The following is a 14,728-nucleotide window of genomic DNA, read 5'->3' as shown; positions in this document are numbered from 1 at the left end:
GTTTACTTTATTTCTCACTATGTTTTACAGTCCTATAATCCTCTCAACGAAACAATTTCCCGAATTGAAGAGGCTCCAATGACAACTTCACGCACTTTCAAAAATGCTTCACTGTTCCTTGCAATCTCTCTTGCGTTTCCTGCTGTTGCTGCAAACCATGACCATGACCATGCACACTTCAGTGAAATTGGCGATCAAGGTGGTAAAGATGCTACCGAAATGACAACACAAGCTAATCAAGAGTTCGCAAAAACACTGAATTTTTCAGACACGCGAGCCTTCGATAATAACAACAAAGGGTTGATTGCAAGTTTCGACCAAGAAACAGGCGACATCATCCGCAATAGCTTCAACTTTATCGAACCAAGTGTATCAAACGCAGACAAAGCGCCTGATTCGGTTAACCCTTCATTGTGGCGCCAAGCAGTACTAAACCAAGCAGCTGAAGGTTTGTATGAAGTTGTTCCTGGTAAGGTTTACCAAGTTCGAGGCGCAGACTTAGCGTCTATCTCTTTCATCCGTAGTGACAACGGTTGGATCGCCTACGACGTTCTTCTCACCAAAGAAGCAGCCGCTAAATCACTCAAATTCTTCAAGAACAATGTGCCTGATGGTGGTGAACTGCCTGTTGTCGCAATGATCTACTCACACTCGCACGCTGATCACTTTGGTGGCGCAAGAGCGATTAAAGACGCTTACCCAGATGTGAAAGTGTACGGTTCGAAAAACATCACTAAAGAAATCGTCGACGAAAACGTACTGGCGGGTAATGCCATGTCTCGTCGTACCGCATATCAATACGGCGCTACGTTGAACCGACATGAACACGGTATTGTTGATGCCGCGTTATCTAAAGGATTATCGACGGGTAGCATTACTTACGTACTGCCTGACTACGAGCTGAACCATAACGAAGAAATTGAAACGCTGGTGATTGACGGCCTAGAAATGCAATTCATGGACGCTTCAGGCACAGAAGCGGCATCAGAAATGGTGACGTATATTCCAAGCATGAAAGCGCTTTGGACAGGTGAACTGACTTACCAAGGTATGCATAACCTGTACACGCTTCGCGGTGCAAAAGTACGTGATGGTTTGAAGTGGTCGAAAAAAATCAACGAGATGTTAGTCACTTGGGGCGAAGAAACAGAGGTGCTATTTGCGTCTCACTCAGCCCCAATCTGGGGTGAACAAGAGATTTCCGATTACCTAAAAATGCAGCGCGATGCTTACGGTTTTACTCATAACCAAACGCTTCGTTTAGCCAATAACGGTGTGGTTCTACAAGATATCGGTGACGAGATTTACAAGGTAATGCCAGACAGCATTCAACAGTCTTGGCACACCAATGGTTACCACGGTACCTACTCTCACAACGCTCGCGCTGTGTACAACATGTATCTTGGGTACTTCGACATGAACCCAGCTAACCTAAACCCATTACCAATCGAGCCAGAATCGGTGAAGTTTGTTGAGTACATGGGCGGCAGCGATGCTGTGGTAGAAAAAGCACAGCAAGATTTCCAAGAAGGTGAATACCGCTTCGTTGCAACAGCACTGAATAAGGTGATTCAAGCTGAACCAGAGAACAAAGTTGCACGTGGCTTATTGGCAGATACTTACGAGCAATTGGGTTATCAATCAGAAGGCGCTGGTTGGAGAAACATCTACCTAACAGGTGCTCAAGAACTGCGTATTGGCACACAACCGGGCGCACCGAAAACAGCATCACCGGATGTATTGGCTAACATGACCATTGAGAACTTGTTGGATTACTTAGCGGTAAAAGTGGATTCATTGAAGGCTCAGAACACGCCATTTACGATGAACATTCAATTACCTGATGTAAAAGAGTTCTACTACGTTGAGATGTCTAACGGTAACCTGAACAACATTCAAGTATCAGAACTGCAAGACGCAGAGACCACATTGATCATCAATAAGTCTGACGTGTCTGATATCGTACTTAAGAAAACGACACTCAATAAACTGATAGAAGCAGGTCAAGCAGGTGTGAAAGGTGATAAGACATCATTGAACAAGCTGTTGTCTTCACTAACAGAAGCTGACACCTCTTTTGAGATTGTGCCTCGCCCGAATAAAGGCGAAGAAGTTGATGCAGAGCTATACCAAGATTCAGCTGTGCACGCTCATTAAGATCTAAACAACAGAATAATAATAACGTCAACGAAGCCAATATAGGCTATCACTAGGCTAATACCGACCAAGCCTCAGCTAATATATTTAGTTGAGGCTTTTTCTTATCAAGATATAAACTTACGCCCTCCCTTTCCGTACCCCACCAAACTTTAAAAATAACAACACCCGATCTGGTCACCCTAGTTATCTTAGTTACCTTAGTTACCTCAGTATTGTCATATTTCTCACTTACAACACATCTCATACTCTTTCTTTATTCCATCATGTGAACCAATAGAAATTTTGCGTAGTAAAACTTTGTTATAAAAGTTCCACGGACAATGTTTCAAAGGAAGGAAGATGCAAAAAAAGATCATGATTACAGGTGCGACAGATGGTATCGGTTTAGAGACCGCGAAAATGTTAGCCCAACAAGGGCATCACATCCTTATACATGGACGTAACCCAACAAAACTCAGCAAAGTAGAAACCGGCCTTTCTCGATTATCCAAGGATGCGATTATCGAAAGTTATGTTGCTGATCTCTCTTCTCTTTCTGAAGTTAAAGCCCTAGCCAACCAAATAAAGTCGAAGCATGAAGAGCTCGATATACTCATTAACAACGCTGGCGTCTACAAGGTTTCCGAGATCACCACCAAAGACAATCTCGATGTCCGCTTTACCGTCAACACCATTGCCCCTTATTTACTGACTCAAAAGCTGCTACCACTTTTTGATGCCAACGGTCGCATCGTCAATCTATCTTCAGCCGCTCAGTCATCGGTCGATCTCGGGGCGATAGTCAGCCCAAACCCTGACGCTTTAGATGGCCCCATCTACGCACAAAGTAAGTTGGCGTTAACGATGTGGTCAATCCATCTTGCGCACCAATTAGGAGATCAAGGGCCCCTAATCATTCCCGTTAATCCGGCCTCATTTCTTGGCAGTAAATTGGTTAAAGATGCGTATGGTTTGGAAGGCAATGACTTAGGGATTGGTGCTGATATCTTGTGCAGAGCTGCACTGTCGAAAGAATTTTCTGATGCCTCAGGACGGTACTTTGATAATGATTCGGGATTATTCAAAGACCCTCATGCTGATGCATTAGATACGGAGAAAAATCAAAAGCTGGTGACAACTCTCGACCAGTTACTTGCAGAACAGCTCGAGCTGAAATCCCACTCTCGCTAGCCAGATACAATACAAGGAGTGCTCCATATTTAGGGGCACCAAAAACTCAAAACTGTCTGATGTCGTGACGAGAGAGCTTCAACTATTATTTCGATAGCATTGAAATGGTTCCTCTCCCAACAAATTGGCATAGCGTTAACGACATAGCGACATTACGCGTACTTGATAAAAGCTTGGCTCAACCGTTGAAAAAGTGAATCTACGTTGGGTAGAGTTGTGAGATGTTCGGACAATGGAGTATGAACCTGCGCATCCACCACGGTTGGGTTATCGCAAATTTGATTATAAAAATTTACGGGCGCAACGATGTTCTCTAAGTCGACATCTAATAAGATACAGGCTTGCGAAAGTACGATTTGACCGCCCCCTTGTTTAAGCAAAACACGCTGCGCAGTACCCACTATTTTTTGTTTATTGATATTGAGGTTGTACTCACCATCACAATAAGAACCGGGGGTTGCGTGTACGTCCACATCAACGCCTAACTCTTTAAAAAACTGAGTTAAAACATCACATAAATGCAGATACGCTTTTTGGATGTTGTAGGCTTCATCACGAGGCCAATGGTAAATGTGCGATAGGTTAATGATACCCGGCAATTGGGGAACGGGAGCGCCACCTGTTTTACGTGAGGTGAGTTGCCAGCCTTGTGCCGCAAGTTGTTTTCTAGACTCTACCGTCACTGGCCACTTTTTACCTGCGGGTAAAACGAGTGTTGGCATTTTTGCTTGCCACAGCATTAAGGCTTGTCCAATCTCACCCGCCTGAATTTGCTGTAATAATTCAGCTTCTTTTTCAAACGCACGAGCAACATCAATGTGCGGGTAACGTACGAGTTTATTCGTTAACTTCAATGCACTTTTCCTCTACAAATTGTGGTGACTTAGCATTTAACATTCTGCAATGGTTGATGAGATAAGCATATCTCCAAAGCCCAATCGTACAATTTACTTAATAAAGTGGCTTCGGGCTTGTTCAACACTCGGGATTTAGTGTTGGCTGCGCAACACCTTAATCCTTATCTGTTAGAGTTGCTTTTCTCTAGGTTTGGTATAAATATTAGAGCCATCTGAGCGGTTAAGCTCCTCGAGTTCAATCATGCCTTCACCATATTTAAATACTTTGTGCTTTAATGTAAATAGTTTATCAAAGTCCCCTGAAAATATAGAACTGATTGTTTTATCGCTATTTACTCCAGCCTTTAATTCACAGAGTTTCATTACAGAAAATAAAAAGTGCGTTAATAATGCTTCTGATTTTTCCTCGACATTATCATTACATACAATACGGCACGAACCAGTCGGCAGGGTTATTGGCGCAGGAAAAGACTCTATAATACAATCATCGAGTATTGTTATGCTCTTAGGGTAATTAAGCCACGTATCTTCAATATCTACACTTTTAAACCAACCATTTATCGTTTCAATTTTTACTACTTTAGTTTTAAAGCATAGCGCTAAAAGATTAAATCCTGCTGGGTTTGACTTTCGATACTGTTCTGATTTTTTTGCTATATCTAAGAAAGCCTCTTTATCAAAATTTGTCTTAACTTCAATAGCGCATACGACAGCATCAGGGACGGATACAACAAAATCATCATCTTGAAAAAGATATGCTGATGGAACATTTTCATCAATTACTAATATATCCATTTGGGGACTTACTTCATTAGTTTCAGAATTGTACACAAAACCCGTTTTTATTGAGAAGCGTCGAGATATAAAATTTCTTAAGTAATTTCCAACGATATTTTCATGATATGTACCTATGGAAGGTGCGTGCCCAACAAGATCGTTCAACCGACCTAACTTACTCATTAATTCTTTTGCATAGCTTTGATATAGTGCCATTTAACTCCAAACTCCTGAGTAACTCTAACGAATGACATGGATTCCCCCTACCGAGGATCTGCCACACTTATGTGGTACTTATTTGCATCGGAGGCACCATGTCTGATTATTCTTATTTCTGCGGTATCGACCTAGCTAAAACCACTTCAGTGTTCATGCTGTAGACCAAAATGGTAAGGTCCTGCTTCATAAGTCAGTAACCCGCTCTAAACTACTGACTACAATAGCAAATATGCAACTCATACGTATAGGTGATGATACGTGTGGTGGTGCACATTGTTGGAAAAGGATGAATCTAAATTATGCCGTGGCTATCTCCAAAACAGTCCGACACCTTTTCTCGATAACACAGGGTCTTGATGGCTTCTGTCTGACAAGGTTGTCTGATATGGTGACGGCAGAACTTCAGCAATTGTTTAGATAGTATTGAATATGAAAACACTAACCATACTTGATGGCGGCATGGGCCGAGAACTCAAAGAAATCGGCGCGCCATTTTCTCAACCGCTTTGGAGTGCTCAAGCGCTGATTGAAGCACCCGACTTTGTTAGCCAAGCGCATCAAAACTTTGTCGATGCAGGTGCTGAAATCCTGATCACCAATAGCTATGCGTGTGTGCCTTTTCACTTGGGTGAAGAGCTGTTCGAGCAACGAGGTTTTGAGCTAGCAGCAATTTCTGGCGAACTGGCTAAAGCGGTTGCTGATAATGCCCCTCACACAGTAAAAGTCGCGGGCGCGATTCCACCGCCATTTGGTAGCTACCGACCAGATTTATTTAAGGTCGAAAAAGCGGCGCCAATCATCCAAACGCTTTACGATGCCCAAGACCCAAACATCGATCTTTGGATAGCAGAAACCATCTGTAGCCTGCAAGAATTCGAATCCATTCATGCGGTACTTAAGCAGTCCGATAAGCCGTGTTACTACGCATTCAGTTTGGAAGACACCAAGGGCGATTGTGCCAATATTCGTTCTGGCGAGAGCGTAACAGACGCCATCAAACTTGCCTGCCAATCAAACGCGACAGGCATTATGTTTAACTGTTCAGTGCCTGAAGTGATGGATCAAGCCATTATCGATGCTAAGAAAGTGATCGATGAGCTAGGCAGTGATTTAGAAATTGGTGTCTACGCCAATAACTTTGCGCCCATCAGCAGCGAACATGAAGCTAATGACATGTTTCAAGAAATGCGTGAGCTGGATGGCCAGGGTTATTTAACTTATGTAAAACGCTGGTACGCATTGGGTGCGAATATTGTCGGTGGCTGTTGTGGCATCGGGCCAAAACACATTCAAGCCCTAGCCGATTGGAAACGCTCCATACAGAGCTGATCCAGAGCTTCAACTAGAATAAAATAAATAGAGAACAGGTTGAGAAATCTGTTCTCTATTTGTATGTGGCGTCTCTGAGTACACTGATACAAAACAACGATTTGGAGCAACTGATGAGCGACAGGCAACGAAAAATTAAATGGGGCATCGCAGGGCTAGGCAATATCGCCAATCGATTCGCAACAGCTGTAACAGAGCACTGTCTGCATGGTGAACTTTATGCGGTTGCCGCGAGAGACCATAAACGCGCAGCTACGTTCGCCAACAAGTTTGGTTGTGACAAGGCTTATGGCTCTTATGAAGAAATGGCGAATGACCCAAATGTTGAAGTGGTTTACATCGCTACGGTTCACCCATACCACCAGCCACTCGCCGAGTTGTTTCTAAAGAACAATAAACACGTATTGGTCGAGAAGCCGGCTTTCACCAATCTTGCTGACTGGCTTGAGATGAAAGCCCTCGCGAAACAAAATGGCGTGATGCTGTTAGAAGCGATGAAAACTGTGGTGTTTCCCGCATACCGTGAGCTTCAATCATTCTTGGTCGACAACAACATTCAGGTAGACTCAATCGAAGCCAGCTTTGGCAACCATCACGACTATGAGCCCGATTTGTTCATCTTCAATCCGGTTTTGTCAGGCGGAGCAACGCTCGATGTTGGAGTCTATGGGCTTTGGTTCTTCTACGATTTGTGTCGAGCACTGGGTGTGAATCCTTCAAAACCTCAGGTAGAGATGTCATGTCTGTATGAGGGGGCGAATGTTGATACCGATGCGTGCTTTACCTTCTCTGGTGATATAAACGGTAAGATATCGGCATCAACAGTGCAAAACCTTCCCCGATCAGCACACTTGACTGGGCCCAACACTAAGATCACCATTCACGAAAAATGGTGGAACCCGGCCTTTATTGAGATTGAACATCAAGGGCAGAAGTCGACCATCAATAGCCGAGTGACGGGGAATGGGTTCGAATTTGAAATAGACCATTTTTCAGATTTGCTGCTTCAAAGCAAAACTGAATCGAATATCCTAAGCTCAGAGATAACCTCTCGTGTTCTCGACACGATGGAAAAAGCACTCATTGACTCTGGTTATAAACATTTAACTCAACCTCGTCGTTAGGAAAAGAAAATTGGGCAACCTTAAGCGCAAGCTTGAACTGTATGAAAAGATATTTCAGGCTTTTGGGCCTGGAGTATCGCACTGTCAGGTCAACCAACTGGCCACACTGCTGCACGTGAGTGAACGTCACGTTCAGACCTTACTCAAAGCAATGACAGCGCAAGGTTGGATTGAGTGGCAAGCTAGCTCAGGCCGCAGCAAGAAGGCACAACTCACGTGTTTGGTTGAGCCCATTGAGGCGTGTTACCAATACGCTCAAACCCAAGCTGACGCAGGCAACATAGAACAGGTGTTTAGCACCTTAAGCTTCAACGGCCGCAATGCTGGCGCTGAGTTACAAGCCTTTCTAAGCAGCACCAATCAATCTGCGCAGAATATCGCGTATATCCCATTTCACCGAGAACTCGAAGCGCTTCACCCTCAACGAGTACTTAGACGCACCGAACGTTTCTTAGTGATGCAAACTTGCCAACGCCTAACCTCCGTTAAGCACGGTAAACTCAGCGGCGATCTGGCTTATCATTGGCAACCTAATGAAGATGCGACACAGTGGCACTTTCAAATTCGCAATGGCGTTCAGTTCCATAACGGTCGAACACTCGAACCTCAAGACATAGCACGCAACCTTAACTCGCTAATTCAAAGCAAAATATGGCGTCGTTGTTATCAGCATATTGATGAGGTCTCTGTCTCGACTGGTAATGTGGTTGTCGTGAAATTGAATCAACCTGATTGGCACTTACCACGCCTACTTGCCAGAGTTGAAGCCTCCATATTTGATCACTCATCACCGACTGAAAGGCTGATTGGATCTGGCGCGTTCTCATTAGACATCTTCTCGAGCAATATGTTGAGATTGAGCCGCAATAGCGCCTATTCACACAGCACGCCGATTCTCAATCGAGCCGAGTTATGGGTCTATCCAGAGTGGGCACAAAGCAAAGCCTGCGCTCAAAATCAGGTGTGTGTGAAACTGCCCGAAAAAACGACCACCGTGCGTGGCGATGACCATGCTTCCCAACCGGATTTCGGTTCAACGTTTTTCAAGGTTCAGAACCCAGCATTAACTAAATCAGTTCGTGAATTCACCGTTGAAGACACCTCTGAATGCCAAACCCTTTTCGAGCAATTATCAGTATCCGGCGACAGCAAAACCAGCGTGGAATATGGGCACTACCTAACTAACTACCTAACTACCAAAGACGTCGCGCTGTGCAGCATTATTGATGAGAACGACACCTTTACTTCGTGGTTAAGCTTTTTCACTCGCTTCCCGTTTGAGGACTTAACTTTACCTGCTGAAATGCTAGAAACAATCCAACAAGGCTTAGCCTTAATAAGAAACCAGCCAAACTTTGAATTAGCGATGAATGCACTGTTGGCACTGAAGCATTGGTTGAATGACTCAGGGATTGTGGTTGAGCTCAAGCAAGAGGTGTTCAATTTACAAGTTTCTGAAAGGATACACGGCGCGCAAGTGAATGGTTTCGGTTGGTGCGAACTCGATCAGTTGTGGATTAACCATTTGTAAATCTAGCCATGTTCAAAAATAAGTCATTAGGCACAGAGACTTATCTTTAACACTCCCCTGCCAATAGCGAAGTGATCGGGTGCTAAAGTAAAATAGACATGAGGCTAGGCTAAATTAGTCTCAACCAAGGTAAGCTTGAGAACAGTAAAAACAAAATAAGCTCAAGCTAAATAGACCCAGTGAGAAGGTAAATCATGACTCGACACCTAAAAGGCTCAATACTGTTTCTTTGCGCATTTTCGTTTAACAGCGTAGCTGCTAGCACTCAATGCGACGCGCTAACGGGCTGTGAGAAGAAGTTCTGTGAGATCGAATATCAGATAAAGAAAGCGGAACAGTACGGCAATCAGTACAAAGTAGAGCGATTAACCACGGCGTTGAAAGCGGCGAAAGAGAACTGCACCAATGAAGGTTTGAAGGATGATCTGCGTGAGAAAATTGAATCAAATGAGCAAGATTTGACTGAATACCAAGCCGACCTAGAAGAAGCCAAGAGAGATGACAGAGCTGATAAGATTCGAAAGTATGAAGGTAAGATCGAAAAAGAACTGCGTAAAATCGATAAATTGAAGCAAGAACTGACTGAGATCCCTTAATCGAAGCTAGATACAGAAATGGTCTTACTGCTTTACTGCTTAGTAAGACCATTTAGAAAATACCGCTTTTTGACGACCTCAAGAATCAACCTAGCCAACGCTAGGCCGTTATTATCCTACCAGCGCTAACTCAGACTCTTTATAGATACGGTTAGCCACTTTGTATGCCGCTGGTGAAATCAGTGTCTCTTTGCATCTGCGCTTAAACTGCTCGACTTCAATCGTTTGTTCTTCTAGTAAATAGTACAGCTCACTCAGGTAGTTAGCTTCAAACACAGCTTGACCAAGTGGCGTGCATTCGTATCGGTTCGACTCTTGATAACCAATCACCGTCAGCACAGATTCTGGCAACTCCCAGAACTTAGCAATGGTGTAAGTCAGGCGAATAGAGTAGCTGTTCATCAAACGCTTCAATGCTAATGAGTTGGGTGGAACAGAAGGATCAACATGCTTGAAGGCTTCGACCATCATTTGGAAAATGATCATCTTGCCTAAGTTGCGAATCAACCCAACAAAGTACGCCGCCGCTTGATCTTCTTGGGATGAAGAGTCTTTCATCAACTCCTTAGAAAAAGACGCGGTTTGAACGCTGTGATTCCAAATTTTCTCACCGAAATGACGCCAGTAAATATTGTTGCCCGGCGTGAAGTTCTTCATGTAGCTATTCACAACCCCTTCAACAAGTCCTTGAGAACCCATATTTAGGAATGCTGTTTTTAAGTCGGTTACCTGTTTTTCACTGCGTTTGTAGAAAGCACTGTTAGCCAGTTTAATTACATCGGCAGCCATACTCGGCTCGCGCTCAATTACTTTTAGCAATGCATCTACGTCAAATTCGTCACTCTGTAATTCTGCCATTAATGTGGTCACAGAGGCTGGCATCACTGGCAATTCATTGAGCAAGGCTTTTGGAGAGCGAATCAAACGTTCGATCTGACAAGCAACAAAATCACTAAATGGGTCTGACTCTGTTCGCAGGCGAGACTCTCCAAACAAGTAATCAAGGAACTCACCATCGTGAAGGCTAAGCGTCTTATCGACGATTAATGATGATGGTTGAGCTGACGACGGCGGAACAAAGGTTGAAGACTGAACGGAATCAGTAGCAACGGTTTGTTGTTGCTCTTTTGAGACAGGCTCTGCAAAGGGTTTGTTTTTTGGATCAACAAAAGGTGAGAATAATGCCTGCAATACCCTTTTAAACATCAATACGGCTCCTAGATGAATACAACATAGATAGGGATATATAACGGCGGTGATTATCGCACAGACAACTCATAAACCATACAGTGACAATTGAATCATTAACTATTCAACTGTATAGGATCTGTTACTCAACAGCCTGCGAAACTAGGCCTCCTGTATTCGTCAGAAACAAAAAAGCGAGCACATAACACTGGCTCGCTCTTACATAGGTTAGATGTGTGGCACTGTCTGAAGTTAGCTCTGGGACACTTCCAATACGATCTTACCGACATGCTTTTTCTTCAAGAACTCGTCTTGTGCTTTGTGGATATCAGCGAGCGGATAAGACTGCGCGACGATTGCTTCGATCTGCTGTTTCTCGATACGATTGACTAGATTCTGGAACACTTGTGGTTCTAAAACCGTACAACCAAAAAAGCTGAGATCTTTGAGATACAAAGTTCGTACATCGAGCTCGACCATAGCGCCACCAATTGCGCCAGATACGGCATAACGGCCACGGGGTTTCAGTACTTCAAGGAACTGAGGCCACTTGTCACCGGCAACTAAGTCGATAACCACATTGACGCTGTTTGCGCCTAACGCTTTAACCAGATCAGCATCACGAGCAACCACTTCATCTGCGCCAAGTTCAAGTAACTGTTGGTTTTTACTTGGGCTAGTAATGGCAATCACATGAGCACCGCGAGCTTTGGCTAGTTGAATAGCAGCCGAGCCCACACCACCCGATGCGCCAGAAATAAGCACGCGATCACCTTCGGTTACGTTGGCACGGGTTAGCATGTTTTCTGCGGTCGAGTAAGAGCACGGGAAAGACGCTAGCTCAACATCCGACATAGTGCTGTTCACCGCATAAGCGTGTTTCGCGGCCACTTTGGTGTACTCCGCAAAGCCACCATCGCACTCCGAACCGAAATACCATGGCTGTGGCAGATCTCGTCCGTAAACTTCAGTCAAACAAGGTTCGATAAGAACACGTTCACCAATACGATCGGTAGAGACTTCATTCCCAACTGCTACGATAAAACCACACACATCAGCGCCTTGGATACGAGGAAACTGCAACGCTTCACCCGACCAACTTGCGTCGTCTGAGTCATCACTTTTTGAGTACCAGCCGATTCGAGTGTTGATATCCGTGTTGTTTACGCCCGCAGCCATCACTTTGATCAGCACTTCATTAGGTTCAATTTCAGGAACAGCGATACCTTCACGGTAACCAAGCATTTCTGCTCCGCCGTGTCCTAACATCTCTACGCCTTTCATTGTTTTAGGTAGTTCGAATTTCATCGTGTTTCCTCGAGTAATTTTGTCACCATATTCTGTGCTGATGTCACCGCTTCTTCGCCTAATACTGGCCACGCGCTTGATACACCTTCATGAAGTAGAAAAAGCTCTGAAGCCAGATCGTCTCGTTGACTCTGCTTACCCAGAAGTGCTTTTACTTCTCGTTTATGTTCAGTAACAGCTTGGTTAATTATCTCGTTGTCAGGAAAAGCCGCCATCGCATTCATCGACATACAACCGTGCGGCGCATACTCTTCCATCCACTGTTGTAACTTGTTGAAGATATCAAGCATCGACTCAAGGCCACCAGCAGGTGCATTTTCTAATAGGAAATTTAGGTAACGGTGATGACGGTGCTCTAAGGCGCCCACTATCATCGCTTCTTTCGATGGAAAATGTTTATAGAGCGTACGTAGGCTCACGTTACACGCCGTCTTCAGTTGAGCCACACTCGGCTCAGCAAACCCTTGTTGGCTAAACGCCACTTCAAGACTTGCTGCAATCTGTTCTCTTAACAAGCTGACCTCTTATACCTAACCAAAGGTAGAATGATTGTTCTACATACATAGTAGAGCGATCATTCTACCCATGTCAATATGCAAATTTGCGAAAGGATCAGATGATAAATCCCGCAACAAATAGGACGCGGGATTTATCAATATGAATGAGAGACTTACCGTTAAATCTAGAGTCGGCTGCGTATCAACATCAACATCAACATCAACATCATCGGAAACAAGAACCAGATAGTTAGTTCACTCAGTTGGAGAAAATACCAAAACACTTACTCGATTATTCAAACAACAAACAGGACAAACACCGCTGGCTTTTACTAAGTCAGCAACGTGATTCTTTTTGTACCCACACATTGACTTTGCGGATGACAAATACAAAAAAACCAGAACGTGGGTTCTGGTTTTTGTTCGATATCTTGGGTTAATCAATCAACACCAATGAATCGAGAATACCTTTTCCGCTGTGGATCCCGCCTTCGTTTTCACTGGCTGGTTTGCTGCGGATTAAGTAGCCCGCGTAGCCGTCTAATTCGGTAACTGGCTTACCTTGGTAGTAAGCGGTGAATAGGCCGACTTCGCTGACTAAGTCTGTCACTAGCGTTTGCTGAGTGTCACGAACTGCAATGGTAGGTACGTCTCGTTCATGTGGGTACAAGCGTTGCATCAATGCCCATGCATCGTATTCTTCTGGTTTAAGTTGGCTCAGTTTTTCACTGATATCGTCACCAAATACACAATGGCCACCGCCCTCGCCTTGGTTTTTCAGCACCCACTCTTGCTTGTCGGCTTGCGTGTTAAACCATTCAATCGATTCACTGGTGATTGGTTTCATGTCCGCCAATACACTCTTCACCAATTCAGCCTCTTCTAGTGTTAAACCCCAACGTCCGTATTCTGACGCAGGCATCATGGTCAGCAACATTTGCATGGTTTTGCTGGTGGCGAGTTGTTGGCTTATCGTCGCATTCATTGCCACATGGTGCTGCTCTATGAACAAGCGAGTTTGGCTAAGCGTATGACAGCAAATAGATTCGTTTAGCTCTGGAGCCCAATAGTCAGAATACTGATAGCCGGCGCGCAGATACACCACATCAATAGCGCCAATGCCTTCGAGCAATAAACGCTTGTTATCGCCTGAAGAAAGCTGAGAGCTGAGCTGCTCAAAGGTACGTCGAACCGTGCGAATACCCTGCTTCTGCAGTTCCACTTCTAGTAAGTGTTGGTCATACACATTGTCTTCATTCTTCTGCACCACCATCAAAAATGTTGGTTTTTCAGGAGCATTTTTGTCTGAACAATTGAAGTCCGCTCTCACCTTTCTCGCAGAAGTCGCAATACCGAAAGCCAGTTGTTCAAGACCTTGATTTCCAGCCGGAGTCGCCGATTTATCTTCCAACCATTTTTGGTAAGTTTCAGGCCATTGATTTTGCATATAGGCATGAAACTCTGTCGCTTTCTGGCCAAACGGAGCCATGCCTGCCGCAATACCATTAAACTCAATCACTTTTGCACCGTGTTGACGGTCATCCATGAAATCAGTGCGCATTAACAACAGTGGCTGACGAGCAGGATTCAAGCGTTCATCAGCACTGCCATGCGCTTGTAAGTGCAGCTCCATCAAACGACCAAAAAACGGGTCAGCCTTAGCCATATCGCTCAATGATGACTGCAAGAAATCATGATCCTCAGATACGTTACTCACCAACTTAGTCATCAGAGGCGTAACCTTACGTAAGTGCTCATATACCTTACGTTCCATTGTCATTGGCGCGATACTGAAAGGACAATGCCTCGCCGTATTATCGGCCTGACGGAAAGCGACACCATGCATAATTGCCCATTCGCAAGCGTCTTCAATCGTTTGTTGTGAAATCAATGATGCTTTTTCGATATTCATTATTTTTACTCTCAAGTATTAATGATTAGCCGTGTCATTCTTCTAATAACACGCCCATCA

The 14,728-nt window shown here is 44.4% G+C and carries 12 protein-coding genes and 1 pseudogene; 7 read left to right on the top strand and 6 right to left on the bottom strand.

Annotated features, from left to right (window positions below; genetic code table 11):
* Nucleotides 1–78: 78 nt before the first annotated feature.
* Together AC3CIA_RS19535 and AC3CIA_RS19530 are read left to right on the top strand one after the other, a co-directional pair.
* The gene (locus AC3CIA_RS19535) at nt 79–2,157 is read left to right on the top strand and encodes an alkyl/aryl-sulfatase (RefSeq protein WP_488519590.1); all 2,079 of its coding nucleotides are present in this window, start codon (nt 79–81) and stop codon (nt 2,155–2,157) included.
* 342 nt (nt 2,158–2,499) lie between these two features.
* Complete coding sequence (locus AC3CIA_RS19530; protein ID WP_488519589.1) at nt 2,500–3,330, top strand: SDR family NAD(P)-dependent oxidoreductase; 831 nt, start codon at nt 2,500–2,502, stop codon at nt 3,328–3,330.
* Nucleotides 3,331–3,482: 152 nt separating this feature from the next.
* On the opposite strand, the gene AC3CIA_RS19525 is transcribed toward AC3CIA_RS19530, so the two are convergent.
* Both AC3CIA_RS19525 and AC3CIA_RS19520 read right to left on the bottom strand, forming a co-directional pair.
* Nucleotides 3,483–4,184, bottom strand: a complete 702-nt coding sequence (locus tag AC3CIA_RS19525; RefSeq protein ID WP_488519588.1) for a lipoate--protein ligase family protein — start codon at nt 4,182–4,184, stop codon at nt 3,483–3,485.
* Between the two features lie 171 nt (nt 4,185–4,355).
* Entirely contained in the window at nt 4,356–5,180 is an 825-nt protein-coding gene (locus AC3CIA_RS19520; protein ID WP_488519587.1) for a DUF6602 domain-containing protein, read from the bottom strand.
* 98 nt (nt 5,181–5,278) lie between these two features.
* Here AC3CIA_RS19520 and AC3CIA_RS19515 point away from each other — a divergent pair.
* From AC3CIA_RS19515 to AC3CIA_RS19495, 5 genes and pseudogenes are all read left to right on the top strand, one after another.
* Nucleotides 5,279–5,469 (top strand): annotated as a pseudogene (locus AC3CIA_RS19515) (IS110 family transposase); the annotation flags it as partial.
* 143 nt (nt 5,470–5,612) lie between these two features.
* On the top strand, nt 5,613–6,512 hold the full coding sequence (locus AC3CIA_RS19510) for a homocysteine S-methyltransferase family protein (protein ID WP_488519586.1): 900 nt from the start codon (nt 5,613–5,615) through the stop codon (nt 6,510–6,512).
* 113 nt (nt 6,513–6,625) lie between these two features.
* The gene (locus AC3CIA_RS19505; protein WP_488519585.1) at nt 6,626–7,636 is read left to right on the top strand and encodes a Gfo/Idh/MocA family protein; all 1,011 of its coding nucleotides are present in this window, start codon (nt 6,626–6,628) and stop codon (nt 7,634–7,636) included.
* Nucleotides 7,637–7,646: 10 nt separating this feature from the next.
* On the top strand, nt 7,647–9,167 hold the full coding sequence (locus AC3CIA_RS19500) for an SgrR family transcriptional regulator (protein WP_488519584.1): 1,521 nt from the start codon (nt 7,647–7,649) through the stop codon (nt 9,165–9,167).
* A gap of 194 nt (nt 9,168–9,361) precedes the next feature.
* Nucleotides 9,362–9,763 (top strand): DUF1090 domain-containing protein, encoded by a 402-nt coding sequence (locus AC3CIA_RS19495; protein WP_488519583.1) that lies wholly within the window; start codon nt 9,362–9,364, stop codon nt 9,761–9,763.
* A 111-nt stretch (nt 9,764–9,874) separates the two neighbouring features.
* Here the strand turns inward: AC3CIA_RS19495 and AC3CIA_RS19490 are convergent, their stop codons facing one another.
* The 4 genes from AC3CIA_RS19490 to AC3CIA_RS19475 form a co-directional block, all read right to left on the bottom strand.
* Nucleotides 9,875–10,969 carry an HDOD domain-containing protein gene (locus tag AC3CIA_RS19490; protein ID WP_488519582.1) on the bottom strand — a complete coding sequence of 365 codons (1,095 nt, stop codon included), beginning with the start codon at nt 10,967–10,969 and terminating at the stop codon, nt 9,875–9,877.
* 234 nt (nt 10,970–11,203) lie between these two features.
* Complete coding sequence (locus tag AC3CIA_RS19485; protein WP_488519581.1) at nt 11,204–12,259, bottom strand: alcohol dehydrogenase family protein; 1,056 nt, start codon at nt 12,257–12,259, stop codon at nt 11,204–11,206.
* Nucleotides 12,256–12,774: a TetR/AcrR family transcriptional regulator gene (locus AC3CIA_RS19480; RefSeq protein ID WP_488519580.1), complete on the bottom strand. Its 519-nt coding sequence runs from the start codon at nt 12,772–12,774 to the stop codon at nt 12,256–12,258. The genes AC3CIA_RS19485 and AC3CIA_RS19480 overlap by 4 nt, the downstream gene beginning before the upstream one ends.
* 418 nt (nt 12,775–13,192) lie before the next feature.
* Nucleotides 13,193–14,668: a glutathione synthase gene (locus AC3CIA_RS19475; RefSeq protein WP_372243357.1), complete on the bottom strand. Its 1,476-nt coding sequence runs from the start codon at nt 14,666–14,668 to the stop codon at nt 13,193–13,195.
* Nucleotides 14,669–14,728 lie beyond the last annotated feature (60 nt).

It is taken from the genome of Vibrio sp. QJM3NY_27 (assembly GCF_057785955.1).
This window is presented reverse-complemented; position numbering and strand designations above follow the sequence as displayed.